The organism is Candidatus Andeanibacterium sp. (assembly GCF_057143545.1).
Genome location: NZ_DBNHSF010000013.1, coordinates 1 through 17,552, shown reverse-complemented (window position 1 = coordinate 17,552; position 17,552 = coordinate 1). Strand labels below are relative to the sequence as shown.

Genomic DNA, 17,552 nt, shown 5'->3' with positions numbered 1-17,552 from the left:
CTCGTAATCTCGTCCATCTTGTGGTGCGGCAGCAGCTGGTGTCCGGCGAGCGAGATGGCCACCACCGCGGCTTCGACCATCATCGGCATCCAGAACTGCTCGTAGGCGCCATCCATCGCCAGCCCGACCAGCCGCCCGACCAGGGCAATGCCGAACAGCATCGCGGGCACCAGCAGCACGTCGCCCGAGCGGCGCCAGCCGCCCACGATCATGCACACCCCGCCGACAATGAAGAAGGCCGACATATCGGCGCGCAGCGTGGCCCAGCCCTGGGCGCTATCCGGCGCAAGCCCGAATCCTTCCCCGATCGTGGCCGGCATGAACAGGAAAGCGAGCCCGTAAATCGTGAAAATCAGCCCGCCGACGAACAGCAAGGCGGTCAAGGCAAAGCGCATGGTTTCTCTCTCCTTCCGGCCAGCTTACATAAGCGAAGGACCCCCGCGCTAGGATAAACTTAACCACAATCGGGCAAGGCTGGTATCGGGGAAGCTGCATCGCTAGCTATGCAGCATGGTAAACGAGTGCTGGGGAGGCCGGATATGACGCAGTTCTGCCGCGTCTTCACTGTGCCTGCCGGAAGGGATATTCTGTAGAAATGGACGGATCCCCCCGTATCCTGCTTGTGGTTGGCGGCGGCATCGCCGCCTACAAGTCGTGCGAGCTGGTTCGCCTGATCAAGAAGGCGGGCGGCGATGTAACCTGCGTGCTGACCGATGGCGGGGCGCAATTCGTGACCCCGATGTCGCTCGCCGCATTGAGCGGGAACAAGGTCTATTCCTCGCTGTGGGACCTCAAGGACGAGGTCGAGATGGGCCATATCGAGCTCAGCCGCGAAGCCGACCTGGTGGTGGTCTGCCCGGCAACCGCCGACTTGCTCGCCAAGATGGCTGCCGGAATTGCCGACGATCTCGGCACCACGCTGATCCTCGCGACCGACAAGCCGGTGCTCGCCATCCCAGCGATGAACGTGAAGATGTGGGAGAACGAGGCGACGAGGCGCAATGTCGCCAAGCTGGTCGAAGGCGGCGTCAAGGTGATGCAGCCCGACGAAGGCGAAATGGCCTGCGGCGATGTCGGCCCGGGCCGCTTGCCCGAGCCGGAGATGGTCTGGCTCGAAATCGCCGACACGCTCGATCTCGACCCCGGACTTGCAGGGCCGGTGGAAGTCGCCGCCTATCTCGAATCGACCGCCGCGCCGGTCGACGAGGAGGAAGGCGAAGAGGAAGAAGAGGACCACGGCGGCGGGCTTGGCGGACTGCTCGCCTCGCTTATTACCCGCGCTACGCCGCGCAGGATCAAGGACGAAGAAGTCGAATACGAGGCCGAATTCGACCCGCATCTGGCCGAGGCGGCCGGCGATGCTCTCCCCGAGGAGCTCGAATATGTCTATGAGGAGGTCGACGCAGAGCCCGATCTCGACAATCCGATCTTCGCGAAGAAGGGCAAGGCCAAGTCCGCTCCGCCGACCGATCCCGAAGCCATCAACCACCTGGTGCGCACCGGCGCGGGCGGGCAGGCCCCCGAGCCGATCGAGGGCGACGACCATGGGGTGACCGTGGACGACCCGGCCGCGCGCGCCGCTCCGGCGCTGGCCGAACCGGTAGCCAAGACCCGGCCCGAAGACATTGTGGTCGAGGAATTGCTGGAGGATCCGCTGGCCGGCCAGCCAGCCTTCGAAACCGATCCCGAACATCGCCCGCTCCATGGCAAGCACGTGCTGGTAACGGCAGGGCCAACCTATGAAGCGATCGATCCGGTGCGCTATATCGCCAACCGTTCATCCGGTCGCCAGGGCTTTGCCGTGGCCGCCGCCGCCGCCGCGCTGGGTGCGCGGGTCACGCTGATCGCGGGGCCGGTGCATCTCAAGACCCCGCTCGGGGTCGACCGGGTCGATGTCGAAAGCGCGAGCGAAATGGCCGATGCGGTGAAGAAGGCACTCCCCGCCGATGCCGCGATCATGATCGCCGCGGTCTCCGACTGGCGCAGCAAGGATGTCGCGAGCGAGAAGATCAAGAAGCGCGGCAGTGCGCCGCCGGCACTGATCCTCCAGGAAAATCCGGACATCCTCGCCACGCTGGCTGCCGATACACGGCGGCCGGCATTGCTGATCGGCTTCGCCGCCGAGACGGAAAACCTCATCGACAACGCCAAGAAGAAGCGGAAAACCAAGGGCGCCGACTGGATTGTCGCCAACGATGTGTCCAAGGACGTGATGGGCGGTAGCGAGAATACCGTGAAGCTGATCACTTCCAAGGACGTCGACCATTGGGATCCGATGCCGAAGGAACAGGTGGCGCTGAAACTGATGGAGAAAGTCGCCGATGCCCTCAAATGACGCCGTGCCGGTCAGGATCAGGCGGTTGGCACATGGCGAGGGGCTCGAATTTCCGGAATATGCGACCGATGGCGCGGCGGGCATGGATGTGCTTGCGGCCGAAGACGTGGTGCTCGCACCGGGCATGCGCCACGCGGTCGCGACCGGGCTGGCGGTTGCCATTCCGCCGGGATACGAGATCCAGGTCCGGCCGCGCTCGGGACTGGCGCTCAAGCACGGGGTGAGCGTCCCCAACACGCCCGGCACGATCGACTCGGATTATCGCGGCGAGCTCAAGGTGATCATGATCAACCACGGAACCGAGCCCTTCGCGATCCATCGCGGCGACCGCGTGGCACAGCTGGTGCTGGCGCCGGTTACAAGGGCGGTCTGGGTCGAAGTCGACGAGCTCGACGAGACCGCGCGCGGCGCGGGCGGCTTCGGTTCGACCGGGGGAGCCCGCAACCTGTAAAAAAAGGGCGGACCCTTGCGGGCCCGCCCTCGCTGTTCGGCCTTTCGACCTAGCTGATAGTCAATGTCGCCGCGCGCCGGTTTTGCGACCAGGCAGATTCGTTCGAACCCAAGGCGACGGGCCGTTCCTTGCCATAGCTGACAGTGGTGAGACGACTGGAATCGATACCAAGGCTCACGAGATAGTTCTTGGCCGCATTGGCGCGGCGCTCACCCAGGGCGAGATTGTATTCGCGCGTGCCGCGCTCGTCGCAGTGACCTTCGATCGTGGCGCGGGTGTTGGGATATTGCATCAGCCACTCGGCCTGGGCCCGCAGGGCGACCATGTCTTCTTCGTCGACATTGAAACGGTCGGTGTCGAAATAGATGACGTTTCGCCCATTCATGCGGGCAAGAAAGTCGGCCTGGCTGCCGGGGACAATGGCAGTGGCAGTCGACCCGCTGCCGGCCTGCGCGGACCCGGTTGTTCCTCCGGGTTGGGGCGGCAGGTCGGCCAGCGACTGGTTCTTGGCACATGCACCCAGGCCGAGCGAAGCGACGACGATCAGGGTAACGGTTTTCAAGCTCACTGGTCTCTCCAATTCAACTGGCCGGGCGTTTGCCGGGCCCGTTCGCTGGAGATGAAGCTAACCGCGCAGAAGCATGCGGCGTTACCACGGGATTTTTATGGAGAACCCGTAAAAATTCCGCTGTAACGCGCCGCCCGGACTTCGCCTAGAAACGACCCGCTCATTCCTGGCAAGGGCATGAGCGAATACAGTCAACAGCACTCAGGATAGCCCGCCAGTCGTTCTTGTCCCTTTGTCCCACGGGCGGGCTATCCTGACCTTTTTCCGGGATTGTGCCGTGGTTTTTCAGGCCGTGGTCGGGGTAACAGCCAGCCGGTAACCAACGCCGGGTTCGGTCAGGACGAGTTCGGGCTCGGAAGAATCATATTCCAGCTTCTGGCGCAGCAGTCCGACATAGCTTCGCAGGTACTGGCCATCTGCCTGCGGATCGTTCCAGCCCGCGATCAGGAGCTTTCGATGGGTCACGACTTGTCCCGCATGCCTGCACAGCACTTCCAGGAGAGCGAATTCCTTGGGCGATAGCTTGACCTCCTCGCCCAGCAAACGAACCTCGCGCAGCTTGAAATCGACTTCCAGCTCGTTGGAATGGAATTTATCGGCCTTGCCAAACGAGGAGGATAGCCTCCGCCCGGCCGCCCGGATTCGTGCGAGCAACTCCTCGATTCCGAATGGCTTGTTGATGTAATCGTCGGCTCCCTCGTCGAGCGCGCGAACCTTGTCTTTCTCGAGGTGTCTTGCGGAAAGCACGATCACCATGGCTTCGTTCAGCACTTTCAGGCGGGCAATGATTTCCACCCCATCGGCATCGGGCAGTCCAAGATCGAGCAGCACGATATCGAACTCACCGGCTTCCGCGGCTGCCAATGCGGCGGCAGCCGTGGTTGCAGTGGAGGTTGTGTGGCCCTGCGCTTCGAGGACCGGTACCAGCGTGCGCAAGATCGCCGCTTCGTCGTCGACCAGGAGGATCCTCATTCCCAGGTGCCGATTGTCGCAGCCCGCTCCGCAATTACGGGCAGGCGAACGATCATCTTGGTGCCGGGACCGTCTGCATGCGGACTCTGGATCGAGATTTCCCCGCCAAAGGCCTCGGCAAACCCCCGTGCGATGTGCAAGCCCAGGCCGTTGCCCTCCTGCTGGGCCGAGGCACCGGAGCGGTAGAACTTCGAGAAGACGAGCGATTGCTCTTCCCTGGGTATCCCTTTGCCCGCGTCCATGATTTCGAGAATGCAGATGTCCCCTTCTCCCGTGAGCCTGATCACGACCGGCCGCTCGCTGGCGCCGTGGATGACGGCGTTTTCGGCGAGGTTGTAGATCAACTGCTCCAGCATGGCGGGATTGGCATTGATCACAGCCGGATCGAGCCCGATATGCTTTTCGAAGCGCTGTTCGGGATAGGCCTGGCGCAAGGAAGCAAGGACGACGCCCAATATCTCGACCACATCCACCTGCATGAACAGGTTGGAGGGAATCCCGGACTGGATCCTTCCCATATCGAGCAGGTTCGCGGTGTAGCGATTGAGCTTGCGGCATTGCTCGGTGATCGTCGCCAGCAAGTCGGCCTTCTGCCGGGCAGACAATGTCGCTTCAAACGATTTGAGGCTGCTCGCTGCAGCTTCGATCGCGGTGAGCGGGGTGCGCAAATCGTGCGAGACGGATGACAGGATCGCCGTCTTCAACTCCTCGGATTTCTGGATCGCCTGACTGGTGGCAAGCTGTTCGAGGAGGATGCAGCGATCGATCGCCAGGGCCAGGATGTTGGTGATGCCCTGAAGGTCGACCGCCTCGTCGGTGTCTTCGATCGCGTCGAGTTCGAAATTGACCACGCCGATCTCACTCTCCGAACCCTTGAGCGGATAGGTCTTGAACTGCCGTCCCGGGACATTCGCGCGCATATCGAGCAGCAGGTCCCGGCGGGCCGCGGATGTCGCCCCGCCGGTCGAGGAATTGACGAACTGGCCGTCCTTCAGGACGAATACCTCAAGATCGAGCAATTGGTTGAACGGCAGGCTTTCGCGCGCGATCTGCACCGCCTGGTCGACCGAGATCGCTTTTTGAAGGCGGTCGCTGAGGCGCAGCAGCAGGGCGATTTCATCCTGCGCCGCGCGTGCCTGGCGGGCGCTGTCCTTGAGTTTCCCCGCCATTGCACCCGTCAGGACTGCGCTCCCGGTAAAGGCGAGCAGCGGCACCAGTTCATCGGCGCTGGTGGCACCGAAGCGGAACACCGGTTCGCTGATGAAGAAATTGAAGATCGCCGAGGCAGCGATTCCGGCGACAAGACCGTGCGCCAGTCCGGAACGCGCGCCGATCACGATGACACCGACGAGATAGATCAGCACCGCGGTACGGGGCCGATCGTATAACTGGGCGAAATAGCACGAGAAGCTCACCGCCACGAAAATCGCGGCGTCCAGGACAATGTTGATCAAACCTGCGCGGGTTGCGCTCACAAGACCCCTCGGCCGGCTAATGGTATCTGCGCGAGCCTATAGCAGTCCGGGCGCCGACCCTGTCATACGGCTTTTTGACGGAACGGCGTTTGGCGGCAGCCTAGCCCTTGTCCTTCTCCGGCGCGATCGAGATGCGCACGGTCTCGCCCGAATTGCCGGGGAAGTCGGTGAACATCGCTTCGACCAGGTTCGGTACCAGGTATTGCAGCCGGTTCGAGGTCGAAAGGGCTTCGGCGCGGCCCTCGAACAGCCGTTCGCCGTCAGCCGCACGATCGATCTTCAACTCGATCCCGCTGGCAAAGACCGTGTAGCTGCTATAGCGATCGTCGAAGAACGGATCGTAGAAACCGTAGCCCCAGGTCCTGGTCGGGACATAGGCGATCCGCGCTGCGCCGGTCCGGTCGCGGTAGATAAACGGGCGATAGCTGAACCAGCTGTCGTAGAAGGGATCGCTGCGAAACCCGGTCGAGCGGACGCGTTCGCGCCCCTTGTCGACCCCGTAATCGAAGCGGACCAGCATGGTCGCCGTTTCGGGGCTGGCCGGAGTATAGCCAAGCGCGGCCAGCTCGTCGGCTACGAGCGAAGCATATTGCGAAAACTCCAGCCCGCCGGCGAGCGCCGGATCGTCGGCGACGACCGCGAAGCTCTGGCCCTGCGGAGCCGGCAGTTGCGACTGGAAGCGCGTTACATCGGACTTGAACGTCTGGGTGCAGGCGGCCAGCGCGGCCAGGGATGCGGCGGCCGCCGCCAGCTTGAATATGCGCCCGAGACCCCGCTTCTTGGTGCTCGTCATTGTCTGTCTCTCCATCTGCACCCGCCGGCCGCTCGAATCGTGCCAGCCGGCATGCGGTGCCAGGTCAGTTGGCACAATTCTTGCCGGAATCGTGCTGAACAGGTTTTGAATGCCTGACAGACGAAGTTTAGCCTGCCCCGCGCACCAGTCCAAGCGCCATGTAAGCGGAATCGAGCGTCGGCCGGGCAATGGCGCGGGCCTTGAGCGCGCCCTTGGCCAGCACCGCATCGAGCGCTTCGCGATCCTGGCGGAGCTCGACGAAGCGGGCATTGATCGGGGCCAGCGTCTCGACCAGCAATTCGCCCAGCGCGGGCTTGAAGTCGCCAAACCCCCGCCCGCCGAATTCGCCCAGCACGTCATCGACGCCCCGACCGGCGACTGCGCCGAAGATCGCGACAAGGTTTGCCGCTTCGGGACGGCCTTCGAGCCCCTTTGCCTCCGACGGCAAGGGTTCGGAATCGGTCTTGGCCTTCCTGACCTTGTGCATGATCGTATCGGCATCGTCGGCGAGGTTGATCCGGCTCATGTCCGAGGGGTCCGATTTCGACATCTTCGCGCTGCCGTCGCGCAGGCTCATGATCCGCGCCGCTTCGGGCGGAACGATCGGATCGGGCAGGTGGAAGATTTCCTCGCCTGCGCCGAAATCGTTGTTGAACTTCTGTGCTATGTCGCGGGCCAGTTCGAGATGCTGCTTCTGGTCCTCGCCGACCGGGACATGGGTCGCCTGGTACAGCAGCACGTCTGCCGCCTGCAGCACCGGATAGGCGAACAGCGCGACCGAAGCGCCTTCGCGGTTCTTGCCGGCCTTGTCTTTCCATTGCGTCATGCGGTTGAGCCAGCCCATCCGCGCGGTGCCGTTCAGCAGCCACTGCAACTCGGCATGGGCCGGGACCTGCGCCTGGTTGAACAGCACCGCCCGATCGGGATCGACCCCGCAAGCGACCAGCGTCGCGACCAATTCAAGCGTGGACGAATGCAGCTCCGCCGGATCGTGCGGCATCGAGATCGCATGAAGGTCGGCCAGGAAGATCAGGCATTCGCCGCCCGCCGCCATCGCCTCGTCCTGCAACTTGACGTAGTTGCGGATCGCACCGAGATAATTGCCGAGATGCGGCTGGCCAGTGGGCTGTATTCCGGAAACGACACGCATTTAGGAGGAGGTCTCTCTTCGTGTGAGCTGTCTGATCTTGGTCCTGTCGATTGCCCCGACAAGATAGGCGACCGCGAGATAGACTATCCCGCCAGCCAGCGTAAGGCCTGCCAGCGCAGCGATCCGTTGCAGGATGCCGGCGCCGTAATATCCGGTCAGCAGATCGCGCAGGAACCACAGCGCCACGCCCATCGCAGCAGCGGCCACAAGCTGGCGCAGCAGGTTGAACAGGAGCCTGGCCGGCGCATGGTAATGGCCCCGCTTCGCGAGGATGGCGTAAAGCATGAGCACGTTGAGCCATGCGCCGAGCGCGCTTGCGGCTGCCACGCCGATGACTCCGAAGCGGTGCAGGAAGGCAAGGTTGAAAGCGACGAACACCGCGAGCGAGAGCAGCGCCGCATAGACCGGGGTCCTTGTATCCTGCCTGGCATAGAAACCGGGAACCAGGACCTTCACCAGCACATAGGCGGGAAGGCCGAACACCAGGGCGGTGAGGATGCTTCCCGAAACGGCTGCGTCCGCCGCGGTGAATCGTCCGCCCTCGAAGATCATGGTGATGAACGGAATGCCGCAGATTGCCATGGCTACGGCAGCCGGGACCGTGAGCAGCATGCCCAGCTCGATGGCATCGCTCTGCACCTTGGCGGCGCGCTCGCTTTCATCGGCCGCGATGTGCCGCGACAGCGATGGCAGGATCGCGGTGGCGAGCGCGATGCCGATGATCCCGAGCGGCAGCTGGTTCAACCGGTCGGCGTAGTTCATGTAGGTCACGTTCGAGCCTTCGAGCGCGTTCAGGAAATAGACCTGCACCAGCGTATTGATCTGGTAGGCGCCCGCACCGAACGCAGCGGGCAGGGCGATCCAGCACAGCCGCTTCACTTCCCAGGTCATCCTCGGAAACTGGACCCTGGGTCTGAAGCCCGAGACCCTGACCCAGTAATAGAGCCAGGCCAGTTGCAGCACGCCGGCGACGGCGACGGCGAATCCGACAAGATAGACCGCATCGCGCAGGCTGGCCCCTCCCGCCATCCAGCGATCGCCGCCGAGCAAGGCGGCGATGAGGACGAGGTTGAGGATGATCGGAAAGCTGGCGCCGGGCGCGAAGCGCGAAACCGAATTGAGCATGCCGGTAAACAGCGTGACCAGGCTGATCGCCAGGATATAGGGGAAGGTGATCCGCGCGAGATCGGTCGCAAAACCCAGCTGGTCGGGATCGCCTCGCCATTCGGGCGACCACAGCCAGATGAACGCCGGCATCGCGATCTCGGCGATCGCGCAAAGCAGGATCAGCGCCGGCAGGAGCACGCTCAGGACATCGTTGCTGAACGCCTTGGCCGCCTCGAGCCCGTCTTCGCCTTCATCTTCTCCGCGCTTCAGCCGGCGCGAAAACATCGGCACGAAGGCTGCCGAAAACGCGCCTTCGGCAAACAGGCGGCGGAATACATTGGGCAGGATGAAGGCCTGCAGGAAGGCATCGGTCGCCTCGTTGGCGCCGAGCACGCGCGAAAAGATCATTTCGCGCGCCAATCCGGCCATGCGGCTGATTGCGGTCAGTCCGCCGATCGTTCCGACATTCCTGACGAGGCTCATCCCTGCGGCCTCGCGTTAGCGGGTCTCAGGCACCATCGCCCGAACTGGCCGGAGGAGCACCGGCGGCGGCTTCCTGCGCCTGTTTCTGCTGGAGCTGCTGGAGGTAAAGCCCCTGGAAATCGATCGGGTCGAGCTGCAGCGGGGTAAACCCGGCATCGCGGGTCGCGTCGGAAATCACCCTGCGGGCGAAGGGGAAAAGGATCCGCGGCGCTTCGGCATAGATGAAGGCGTGTTCCTGCTCCTTGGGCAGATTCCGCAAGCCGATCAGCCCGCAATAGGCGAGCTCGACGATATAGGCGGTGCCCTTGGCCGTCCTGGCCTTGGCGCTGATCCGCAGTTCGACTTCATGGACCTCTTCGTTGATCTGGCGCGAGGCAATATTGAACTGCACGTCGAGCTCGGGCTGCTCGTTCCACTGGAAGCTCTCCGGGGCCTTGGGGTTCTCGACCGAGAGGTCGCGCACATATTGCGAAAGCAGGCCGGCAACCGGTTGCTTGTCGGCGCCATTTGCTCCGGGATCGGGGTTGAGGTTGGTCAGGACGTCGCCTTCTTCGGCCATGATCGGGTCTTTCTCGCAGGAATCTCGAATTGAAGCGCCATTGCGCGGTTCCGGGCGCGCCTAGCACCCATGCCGCATCCCCGCAACGCTTGCGAACCAACCAAATTTTGCGCGGATCATACCGGTGCACCTGTTGTTCATTTGTATTATGTACCTATTTCAGGCACGAATGGAAAATCGGGTGTGCAGATGCACAATGCCCATGGTAAACGGGGTTTAGGACCCAAACTGACGTGATTTACGAAATTGTCATCCTGGCCATGATCGCAGCCTTCCTCGGGCTGAGGCTCTATTCGGTGCTCGGCCGCCGGGCCGAACACGAGGAAGAGCCGATCCCGACTCGCTTCGACCAGCCCGAAGGGCCGGCCGGCCAGGGCCAGCCGCGCCCGGCGCAATCCGCCACGCCGTTCCGTCCGCGCGAATTCGCGGGGCTCCCGTTCGCGGTCGATCACGGACTGCGCGACATTTCCGCGGCCGATCGCAGTTTCGACCTGCTGGCATTCCTCGAAGGGGCCAAGGCGGCCTATAGCATGATCCTCGAAGCCTTCTGGAAGGGCGATCGCGAACTGCTCAAGGATTTGTGCGACAGCGACGTCTATATGAGCTTCATCGGCGCGATCGACGCGCGCGAAGCGGCAGAAGAGACGCTCGACAACCGGCTGGTGCGGATCGAGGAAGTCGAAATCCGTTCGGCCGCGCTCGATGGCAAGATGGCGCGAATCACGCTGCATTTCACCGCCGACATCGCCGCGGTCACCCGCGACAAGGACGGCAATGTCGTCGCGGGCTCGCTCGACGATGCGGTCGAAAGCCACGATGTGTGGACCTTCAAGCGCGATGTCACGTCCGCCGAACCGCACTGGTTGCTCGACGAAACCGACGAGGGCTGATTTCCCGATGGGCGGTCTGGCGCGCGGCTGGGCCATTCTCGCCGCGACCACGCTGCTCGCCGCTTGCGGGCGGGTGATCCCGATTTCCGAGCCGCTGCCCGTTCCCGCCAACGCCCTGCTGGCCGGGATCGCGGCCGGGCCTTCGATCGGCGCGCTCGATCTCAAGCAGGACGATGCCGGGCCGGCGCTGGCGTCGTTCGTCGAAAGCTGCCCCAGGCTGTTGCTGCGCGAAGACACCAGCGGGCTGACCGCGCCGGACGACTGGCGCGCGGCCTGCGTCGCGGCCACCAGCTGGCGTTACACCGATGCGCCGCGATTTTTCGCCGAATATTTCGAGACGGTGCGAGTCGCGCGCGGCGAGGCCTTTGCCACCGGCTATTTCGAGCCCGAGATCGAGGGTGTGCGCGAGCGCCAGCCCGGTTTCGACGTGCCGGTCTATGGCATGCCGCACGACCTGGTCCGCGCCTGGCCCGACGACATGCCTGAGGCCGAGCGGACCGGCCGGCCGCCGCTTGGGCGCTATGACGGCGAGCGGGGTTTCGTCCCCTATTACACCCGCGCCGAGATCGAGGACGGCGCGCTCGCCGGGCGCGGGCTCGAAATCGGCTGGGTGAAGGACAGTATCGAGTTCTTCTTCCTCCAGATCCAGGGTTCGGGGCGGCTGCGCGCACCCGACGGGAGCGTGATCCGGATCGGCTATGCCGGGCAGAACGGACACGGCTACACTGCCATCGGGCGGCCGCTGCGCGAACGCGGGCAGATCGGCGACGGCACCCCCTATCCTACCTCAATGCAGGGGATCATGGGCTGGCTGCGCGATCATCCCGGCGAGGCGCAAGCGGTGATGAACGAGAATGCAAGCTGGGTGTTCTTCCGCGAACTGACCGGGGACGGTCCTCTGGGCGCGCTCGAAGTGCCGGTGAGGGCGCTGAGTTCGGTTGCCACGGATCCGGCCTACGTCCCGCTCGGCGCGCCGGTGTTCCTTGCGATGGACCGCAGCGAGGCCGACGGTCTTTGGATCGCGCAGGATACCGGCGGGGCGATCAAGGGCGTCAACCGCTTCGACACCTTCTGGGGCGCGGGCGCCGAGGCGCGCGCAATCGCCGGGGGGATGAGCGCGCGCGGGCAGGCGCTGCTGCTGCTGCCCAAGGGCACGTTGAAACGTCTCGGCAGGGACTGATGGACCCGCCGCGCGGCCTTACGCGCGAGGAACGCGCCGCGTGGGAGCGGCTGGCGAAGACGGTGGCGCCGCTGGCGAAAGTTCCTCCTCGGAACGGGGAGGGGGACCAGCCCCGGACTGGTTTCGGGGATGGTGGAGGGGCACCTGCCAAGATCGCTACTCCGCCACGCACGAAACGACCGCACCTGCCCCTCCACCCCCGGCCTGAGGCCGGCGGTCCCCCTCCCCCGTTGGGGGAGGATCGACGGGGTCTCGACTCAAGCTGGGAGCGGAAATTGCGCGGGGCGAAGATCGAACCCGATTTCACCCTCGACCTGCACGGCCTTACTCTCGATGCCGCCCATGCGCGGCTGACAGGTGGGCTGGCGCAAGCCAAGGCGATGGGCGCGCGGCTGGTGCTGCTCGTCACCGGAAAGCCGCGCCCGGTGGAACACGCCGATCGCGGCGAGCGGCGCGGGGCGATCCGGGCGAAAGTGCTCGACTGGCTCGCCGCCGGTCCGCATGGAGCGGACATCGCTGCGATCCGCCATGCCCATCGCCGGCATGGCGGGGAGGGCGCTTTGTATATAATACTCAAGCGACGCCGCTGATTGCCGCGAGGGAGGGAGTGCCGTGACCATGCCTGCCGAGGCCTTGATTCCTGCGCGCAGCCGCCCGTTCCGCCCGTCCTTCTTCGTCTCGATGACGCTGGCGATGTGCTTTTTCGTGTTCGGCGGGTTCGGGATGCATTCCTTCGTGCCGGCGCTGCAGGGCAATTTCCCGCCCGCGCCGCCGGTGGTGCATCTGCACGCCGTGCTGTTCGTCAGCTGGATGCTGCTGCTGGTGACGCAGGCCGGGCTGGTGAGCGCGGGCAATGTAAAGCTGCACCGTTCGCTCGGCCTGTGGGGCGTGGCGCATGGCACGGCGGTCATCATGATGGGCCTGGCGATGCAGCTGATCGCCTCGGGCGCGGGGTATTTCGCCGGACGGCCGCCGGGAACCGACGGACTCTATCTCGGCCTGCTCGCCTTCGCGGGCTTTGCCGTCATGTTCACCATGGCGATCCGCAATCGCGACCGCCCGCAGATTCACAAACGCATGATCCTGTTCGCGATGCTCCCGGTGATCCCGCCCGGCGTGAACCGTTTCTGGGCGAACGCGCTGGGGCTCGACGATCCGATCCCGACCTTCTGGCTCTATCTCACGCTATGGAGCATGGCGGCGGCGATCCTCATACAGGAGAAGCGCAGCACGGGGAGGATCGGTCGCTATTCGCTATTCGGGGCAGGATGGATTTTGCTGGAGGGCCTGGTCCACGAGGCGGTCGTCGGCTCGGCCTGGTTCGACCAATTTGGCGGCGCGATCCTGAGCCTGGTTCACTATCGCTAGCTTGGGTCTATAAGTCGATCGACCGGCGCAACGCCCGGTCATGGGGGAGAGAGAAACCGTGAGAATCGTCCTTGCACTGTGCCTGCTGATCCTGTCCGGCACGCTTGCCAGCCAACCGGCGCTCGCTGCCGACAGTCCGGCGCCAGCCTGCGACCGCGAATGCCTGCGCGGCAAGATCACCGAGGTGCTCTACGCCTTGGTCGAACATGACACCGGCAAACTGCCCGTCGCCCCGACGCTGCGCGTCACCGAGGACGGGGTGGAGAAGCCGCTCGCCCAGGTCGGCCTCGTGCGGACGGTCACCAAACTGCGCGGCTATCGCCAGGACATCATCGACGAGCACGCGGGCGAGGCCGTCGCCGGGGTGATGGTCGAGGAAGCCGGCGCGCCGGTGATTCTCGCGCTGCGGGTGAAGGTCGATAGCGAGGCCAGGCTCAGCGAGCTCGAACTGGTGGCGACGCGCAGCCGGGCCGACGGGCTGCTGTTCAACATCGATGGCTTCGGCGGTGCGGCCACGCGGGCGATGAGCTACGTGCCGACGCCGGACCAGCTCGAAACCCGCGACGAGGCCATCCGGATCGCGATGCATTACCCGCGCGGGCTCTCCAACGGCGAGACCTTCAACGCGATCGGCACGCCCTTTTCCGCCAGCGCCTATCGGCTCGAAAACGGCGCGCTGATGGCCGGGCCGGGCTGCAGCTTCGCGCCCGGCTGCGCGGATATCGGCAACCAGTCGCTGGCGATCTTCAAGACGCTCGGCCGGGTGACGGTGCGCGACATCGTGGTCGACGAGCGCCTCGGCATCGTGATGATGCGCCTGTCATGGAACGTGCGCGGGCCGGGCTCCGACCGGCTCACCGCGTGGGAGATGTTCAAGGTCTATGACGGCCAGATCCACATGGTCGAGGCCTATATCCGGCTGTTCCCGCCGGAGCTCGACCTCGGCGGCTGGCCGATCGCCGAGGGGATCGAGCAGCCTTGACATCATCGCCCGCCCTCCGCACGCGTCACCCCGGGCTTGACCCGGGGTCCCGCTTCGATTGATCTGCCCTGATGGATCGCGAGCGACGGGGCGGCTGGGTCTATATCATGGCCGATCGCTACCGCGGCACAATGTATGTCGGCATGACCGCGGATTTGGCGGCCCGTATCAATCAGCATCGTACCGGCACCGGATCGGATTTCTGCGTGCGATACGGCCTCAAGCACTTGGTCTGGGCCGAACGCTGCGACGCGATCGAAGACTGCATCACTCACGAGAAGCGCGTGAAGCGCTGGCGCCGCGTATGGAAGTTCGACCTGATAGAAAAGGCAAACCCCGACTGGGCCGATTTGTTCGACCAGTTGGCGGGCGTCTAGCGGGGCCCCGGATCAAGTCCGGGGTGACGAAGAATTGAGTGATTCGCCTACCCGCACTGCGCGTTCTGGTCGCGCTACCGGGTTCCCATCTGGGCACGGTCGAGCAGTTTGTGATCCGCCAGCACCAGCGCCATCATCGCTTCGACCACCGGGGTTCCGCGAATCCCGACGCAGGGATCGTGGCGGCCCTTGGTCGAAAGCTCGGTCGCTTCGGATTTCCCGTTTTCATCCGGGCGCGTAATCGTTTCGACCGGGGTCAGGATCGAGCTGGTCGGCTTGAACGCCACCCGCACCACCACCGGCTGGCCGGTCGAGATCCCGCCCGCGATCCCCCCGGCATTGTTGGCGAGGAATTCCGGACCTTCCGTCCCCGGACGCATCGGGTCGGCATTCTGCTCGCCGGTGAGCCGTGCGGCCCCGAACCCGGCGCCGATCTCGACCGCCTTCACCGCATTGATCCCCATCATCGCCCCGGCCAAATCGGCGTCGAGTTTGGCGTAGATCGGCGCGCCCCAGCCGGCCGGGACGCCGGTCGCCACGCATTCGACCACCGCGCCCAATGACGAGCCCGCCTTGCGCGCATCGTCGACCAGCCGCTCCCAGCGTTTGGCCGCCGCGGCATCGGGGCAGAAGAACGGATTGTTGCCGATTTCGGCCGCGTCGAATTTCGCATGGTCGATCTCGTCGCCGCCGATTTCGCAGACATAGGCGATCAGCGCGACTTCGGGGATCACCAGCCGCGCCACCGCGCCCGCCGCGACCCGCGCCGCCGTTTCGCGCGCCGACGAACGCCCGCCGCCGCGATAATCGCGAAAGCCGTATTTGGCGTCATAGGTGAAGTCCGCATGGCCCGGGCGATAGGCCTTGGCGACTTCGGAATAATCCTTCGATCGCTGGTCGACATTCTCGATCATTAGCGAAATCGGCGTGCCGGTGGTCCTGCCCTCGAACGTGCCCGAGAGGATCCGGACCGCGTCGGGCTCCTGGCGCTGGGTGGTGAATTTCGACTGGCCGGGCCTGCGCGCATCGAGGAACGGCTGGATCGCCCCTTCGTCGAGCGCCAGCCCCGGCGGGCAGCCGTCGACCACCACGCCCAGGGCAGGGCCGTGGCTCTCCCCCCAGGTGGTGAAGCGCAGCACGCGTCCGGATGTGTTCACGCTCATGGCGCTCGCCTTTGGCGCAGTTGCGGGCAAGTGTCCATAATGACTGGACCATATGGCGGTGGCGCGATAGGAACAAAACATGATCGCAAAGCTGAAGGGGCTGCTTGACGAGACCGGCGCGGACTGGGCGGTGATCGATGTCGCGGGCGTCGGCTATCTCGTCCATTGTTCGGCCAGGACGCTGGCCGCGCTGGGGGAGGCTGGCGAGGCGGTGACGGTCTTCACCGATTTGCAGGTGAGCGAGAACGACCTGCGCCTGCTGGGCTTTGCCGAAAGCGCCGAGCGCGACTGGTTCCGCCTGTTGACGCAGGTGCAGGGGGTCGGCTCCAAGGTCGCGCTGGCGATCCTCTCGGCGCTCACCACCGGCGAATTGCGCGATGCCTGCGCCGCGGGCGATGCCGCGCAGGTTGCGCGCGCGAACGGGGTGGGCCCCAAGCTCGCCGGGCGGATCGTCAATGAGCTTCGCGACAAGGCCGGCGCGCTGCCGGGCGGGGGCGGGGTGGCCGCAGTGGCAGTATCCCCAGCGGGCTCGGCCAGCGCCGATGCGGTCTCGGCGCTGCAGAATTTGGGCTTCAAGCCTGCGGTGGCGGCCTCGGCGGTCGCCCATGCCCAGGGCGAATTGGGCGTGGACGCCGGACTCGACCAGCTGGTGCGGCTGGCGCTGAAGAGGGCGGCGGGGTGAGTAGCGCCATCCCCTATCGTCACCCTGAACTTGGTTCAGGGTCCATTTCGCCACTGATCGGGAGGGCGACGGGATGAACCGCCCCGACCGATACAGGAATGGCCGGGAGGCGGATGGGTTTGCCATGATCGGCAATCCCGAGCTTGCGGAAGTCGGCCCCGGGCTCGACTGGCGGCACGCGAGATGACTTTCGCGATCCTTTGGGAATATGATGTCCCTCAAGCCAACAGAAAGGCATTCGAGGCAGCCTATGGCCCGGCGGGGCCATGGGTGGAATTGTTCTCCAGGTCGAATGGTTACCTTGGCACATCGCTGCTTCGCGACGGCGCCCGTTACCTGACGGTCGACCGCTGGCATGCTCAAGCCGATTTTGAGCATTTCCGGCGTGAATTCGAGGAGGCATACGATTCGTTGGATCGCAAGCTGGAGGGGCTGGCAAGCAACGAAACCCGCCTCGGGGTTTTCGAAGAGATCGAGTCATGACCGCCAACCCCGACCTCACCCCCGATCGCCAGCCTGACGATCCCGATGCCGCGCTGCGGCTTCTTCGTCATGTTGGACTTGTTTCAGCATCCATTTCGCCACAGATGTGGAAGGCGGCGAGATGATTGGCTCTCCCCGTTCCTTTGTCATTGCTTTGGTGATTTTGGCGTCAACGTCGATTTGGAATCCGGCAAGTGCGTGCATGGCGAATGGTCCGGATGGATACAGCTCCGGATTAATTTGGCAGAACAGACCCAAAGAGATTCCCGAAGACTCACGAGTACTGAAGGTCAGCTTCAAGCGGAGCATTGAGGAATCCGGGGGCTTTGTCGCACGTGTCCTAGAGGGACCTTCTAATATGGTCGGGCGCGATTATCGCTTCATGCCTGAAAGCTCCAGCTCCTGCGTGGGACTTGGAGGCAGGGTAGGTTACATCGTGGTGCGATGGCATACCGTCGAACTTACGGTTGGTGCCAAGTCTGCAAGATTTCTCCCGGCGCTGGACTTCGAACCGACCTATTTCAACGAATTCCA

At 64.4% G+C, this 17,552-nt stretch carries 20 protein-coding genes; 10 read left to right on the top strand and 10 right to left on the bottom strand.

Translation table 11 applies throughout. The features are described 5' to 3' along the window. Positions 1 to 395: hypothetical protein (locus AC16XC_RS00800; RefSeq protein ID WP_484032729.1), on the bottom strand; the 395-nt coding region annotated here is incomplete at its 3' end. A 200-nt stretch (positions 396 to 595) separates the two neighbouring features. Between AC16XC_RS00800 and AC16XC_RS00795 the strand changes: the two genes are divergently transcribed. Both AC16XC_RS00795 and dut read left to right on the top strand, forming a co-directional pair. Then, positions 596 to 2,335, top strand: a complete 1,740-nt coding sequence (locus tag AC16XC_RS00795) for a bifunctional phosphopantothenoylcysteine decarboxylase/phosphopantothenate synthase (protein ID WP_484032728.1) — start codon at positions 596 to 598, stop codon at positions 2,333 to 2,335. Next, on the top strand, positions 2,322 to 2,786 hold the full coding sequence (gene dut, locus AC16XC_RS00790; protein ID WP_484032727.1) for a dUTP diphosphatase: 465 nt from the start codon (positions 2,322 to 2,324) through the stop codon (positions 2,784 to 2,786). The genes AC16XC_RS00795 and dut overlap by 14 nt, the downstream gene beginning before the upstream one ends. Positions 2,787 to 2,835: 49 nt before the next feature. On the opposite strand, the gene pal is transcribed toward dut, so the two are convergent. The 7 genes from pal to secB form a co-directional block, all read right to left on the bottom strand. Next, positions 2,836 to 3,354 carry a peptidoglycan-associated lipoprotein Pal gene (gene pal, locus AC16XC_RS00785; RefSeq protein WP_484032726.1) on the bottom strand — a complete coding sequence of 173 codons (519 nt, stop codon included), beginning with the start codon at positions 3,352 to 3,354 and terminating at the stop codon, positions 2,836 to 2,838. 285 nt (positions 3,355 to 3,639) lie between these two features. Continuing rightward, positions 3,640 to 4,326 (bottom strand): response regulator, encoded by a 687-nt coding sequence (locus tag AC16XC_RS00780; protein ID WP_484032725.1) that lies wholly within the window; start codon positions 4,324 to 4,326, stop codon positions 3,640 to 3,642. After that, positions 4,323 to 5,801 (bottom strand): sensor histidine kinase, encoded by a 1,479-nt coding sequence (locus AC16XC_RS00775; RefSeq protein ID WP_484032724.1) that lies wholly within the window; start codon positions 5,799 to 5,801, stop codon positions 4,323 to 4,325. The genes AC16XC_RS00780 and AC16XC_RS00775 overlap by 4 nt, the downstream gene beginning before the upstream one ends. 100 nt (positions 5,802 to 5,901) lie before the next feature. Continuing rightward, entirely contained in the window at positions 5,902 to 6,594 is a 693-nt protein-coding gene (locus AC16XC_RS00770) for a DUF4136 domain-containing protein (protein ID WP_484032723.1), read from the bottom strand. 127 nt (positions 6,595 to 6,721) lie between these two features. Continuing rightward, a complete protein-coding gene (gene trpS, locus AC16XC_RS00765) occupies positions 6,722 to 7,744 on the bottom strand; it encodes a tryptophan--tRNA ligase (protein WP_484032722.1) in 1,023 nt (340 codons plus the stop codon). After that, the gene (murJ, locus tag AC16XC_RS00760; RefSeq protein WP_484032721.1) at positions 7,745 to 9,334 is read right to left on the bottom strand and encodes a murein biosynthesis integral membrane protein MurJ; all 1,590 of its coding nucleotides are present in this window, start codon (positions 9,332 to 9,334) and stop codon (positions 7,745 to 7,747) included. It lies immediately after the preceding gene. A 25-nt stretch (positions 9,335 to 9,359) separates the two neighbouring features. Continuing rightward, complete coding sequence (secB, locus tag AC16XC_RS00755; protein ID WP_484032720.1) at positions 9,360 to 9,893, bottom strand: protein-export chaperone SecB; 534 nt, start codon at positions 9,891 to 9,893, stop codon at positions 9,360 to 9,362. Positions 9,894 to 10,126: 233 nt separating this feature from the next. Between secB and AC16XC_RS00750 the strand changes: the two genes are divergently transcribed. The 6 genes from AC16XC_RS00750 to AC16XC_RS00725 all read left to right on the top strand — a co-directional run bounded on the left by AC16XC_RS00750 (position 10,127) and on the right by AC16XC_RS00725 (position 14,690). Further along, on the top strand, positions 10,127 to 10,783 hold the full coding sequence (locus tag AC16XC_RS00750) for a Tim44/TimA family putative adaptor protein (RefSeq protein WP_484032719.1): 657 nt from the start codon (positions 10,127 to 10,129) through the stop codon (positions 10,781 to 10,783). A 7-nt stretch (positions 10,784 to 10,790) separates the two neighbouring features. Then, entirely contained in the window at positions 10,791 to 11,963 is a 1,173-nt protein-coding gene (gene mltA, locus AC16XC_RS00745; protein WP_484032718.1) for a murein transglycosylase A, read from the top strand. Positions 11,964 to 12,238: 275 nt separating this feature from the next. Next, the gene (locus tag AC16XC_RS00740) at positions 12,239 to 12,553 is read left to right on the top strand and encodes a Smr/MutS family protein (RefSeq protein ID WP_484032717.1); all 315 of its coding nucleotides are present in this window, start codon (positions 12,239 to 12,241) and stop codon (positions 12,551 to 12,553) included. Between the two features lie 22 nt (positions 12,554 to 12,575). Beyond that, positions 12,576 to 13,331 carry a hypothetical protein gene (locus AC16XC_RS00735; protein WP_484032716.1) on the top strand — a complete coding sequence of 252 codons (756 nt, stop codon included), beginning with the start codon at positions 12,576 to 12,578 and terminating at the stop codon, positions 13,329 to 13,331. 58 nt (positions 13,332 to 13,389) lie between these two features. Continuing rightward, the gene (locus AC16XC_RS00730; RefSeq protein WP_484032715.1) at positions 13,390 to 14,313 is read left to right on the top strand and encodes a DUF8021 domain-containing protein; all 924 of its coding nucleotides are present in this window, start codon (positions 13,390 to 13,392) and stop codon (positions 14,311 to 14,313) included. Positions 14,314 to 14,384: 71 nt separating this feature from the next. Continuing rightward, positions 14,385 to 14,690, top strand: a complete 306-nt coding sequence (locus tag AC16XC_RS00725; protein WP_484032714.1) for a GIY-YIG nuclease family protein — start codon at positions 14,385 to 14,387, stop codon at positions 14,688 to 14,690. Positions 14,691 to 14,764: 74 nt separating this feature from the next. Here AC16XC_RS00725 and aroC read toward each other — a convergent pair whose 3' ends face one another. Next, complete coding sequence (gene aroC / locus AC16XC_RS00720) at positions 14,765 to 15,853, bottom strand: chorismate synthase (protein ID WP_484032713.1); 1,089 nt, start codon at positions 15,851 to 15,853, stop codon at positions 14,765 to 14,767. A 79-nt stretch (positions 15,854 to 15,932) separates the two neighbouring features. On the opposite strand from aroC, the gene ruvA reads away from it, so the two are divergent. Together ruvA and AC16XC_RS00710 are read left to right on the top strand one after the other, a co-directional pair. Next, positions 15,933 to 16,535 (top strand): Holliday junction branch migration protein RuvA, encoded by a 603-nt coding sequence (ruvA, locus tag AC16XC_RS00715; protein ID WP_484032712.1) that lies wholly within the window; start codon positions 15,933 to 15,935, stop codon positions 16,533 to 16,535. 183 nt (positions 16,536 to 16,718) lie between these two features. Continuing rightward, positions 16,719 to 17,018, top strand: a complete 300-nt coding sequence (locus AC16XC_RS00710) for an antibiotic biosynthesis monooxygenase family protein (RefSeq protein ID WP_484032711.1) — start codon at positions 16,719 to 16,721, stop codon at positions 17,016 to 17,018. 15 nt (positions 17,019 to 17,033) lie between these two features. Here AC16XC_RS00710 and AC16XC_RS00705 read toward each other — a convergent pair whose 3' ends face one another. Next, positions 17,034 to 17,318 carry a hypothetical protein gene (locus tag AC16XC_RS00705; protein WP_484032710.1) on the bottom strand — a complete coding sequence of 95 codons (285 nt, stop codon included), beginning with the start codon at positions 17,316 to 17,318 and terminating at the stop codon, positions 17,034 to 17,036. Between the last annotated feature and the right edge of the window lie 234 nt (positions 17,319 to 17,552).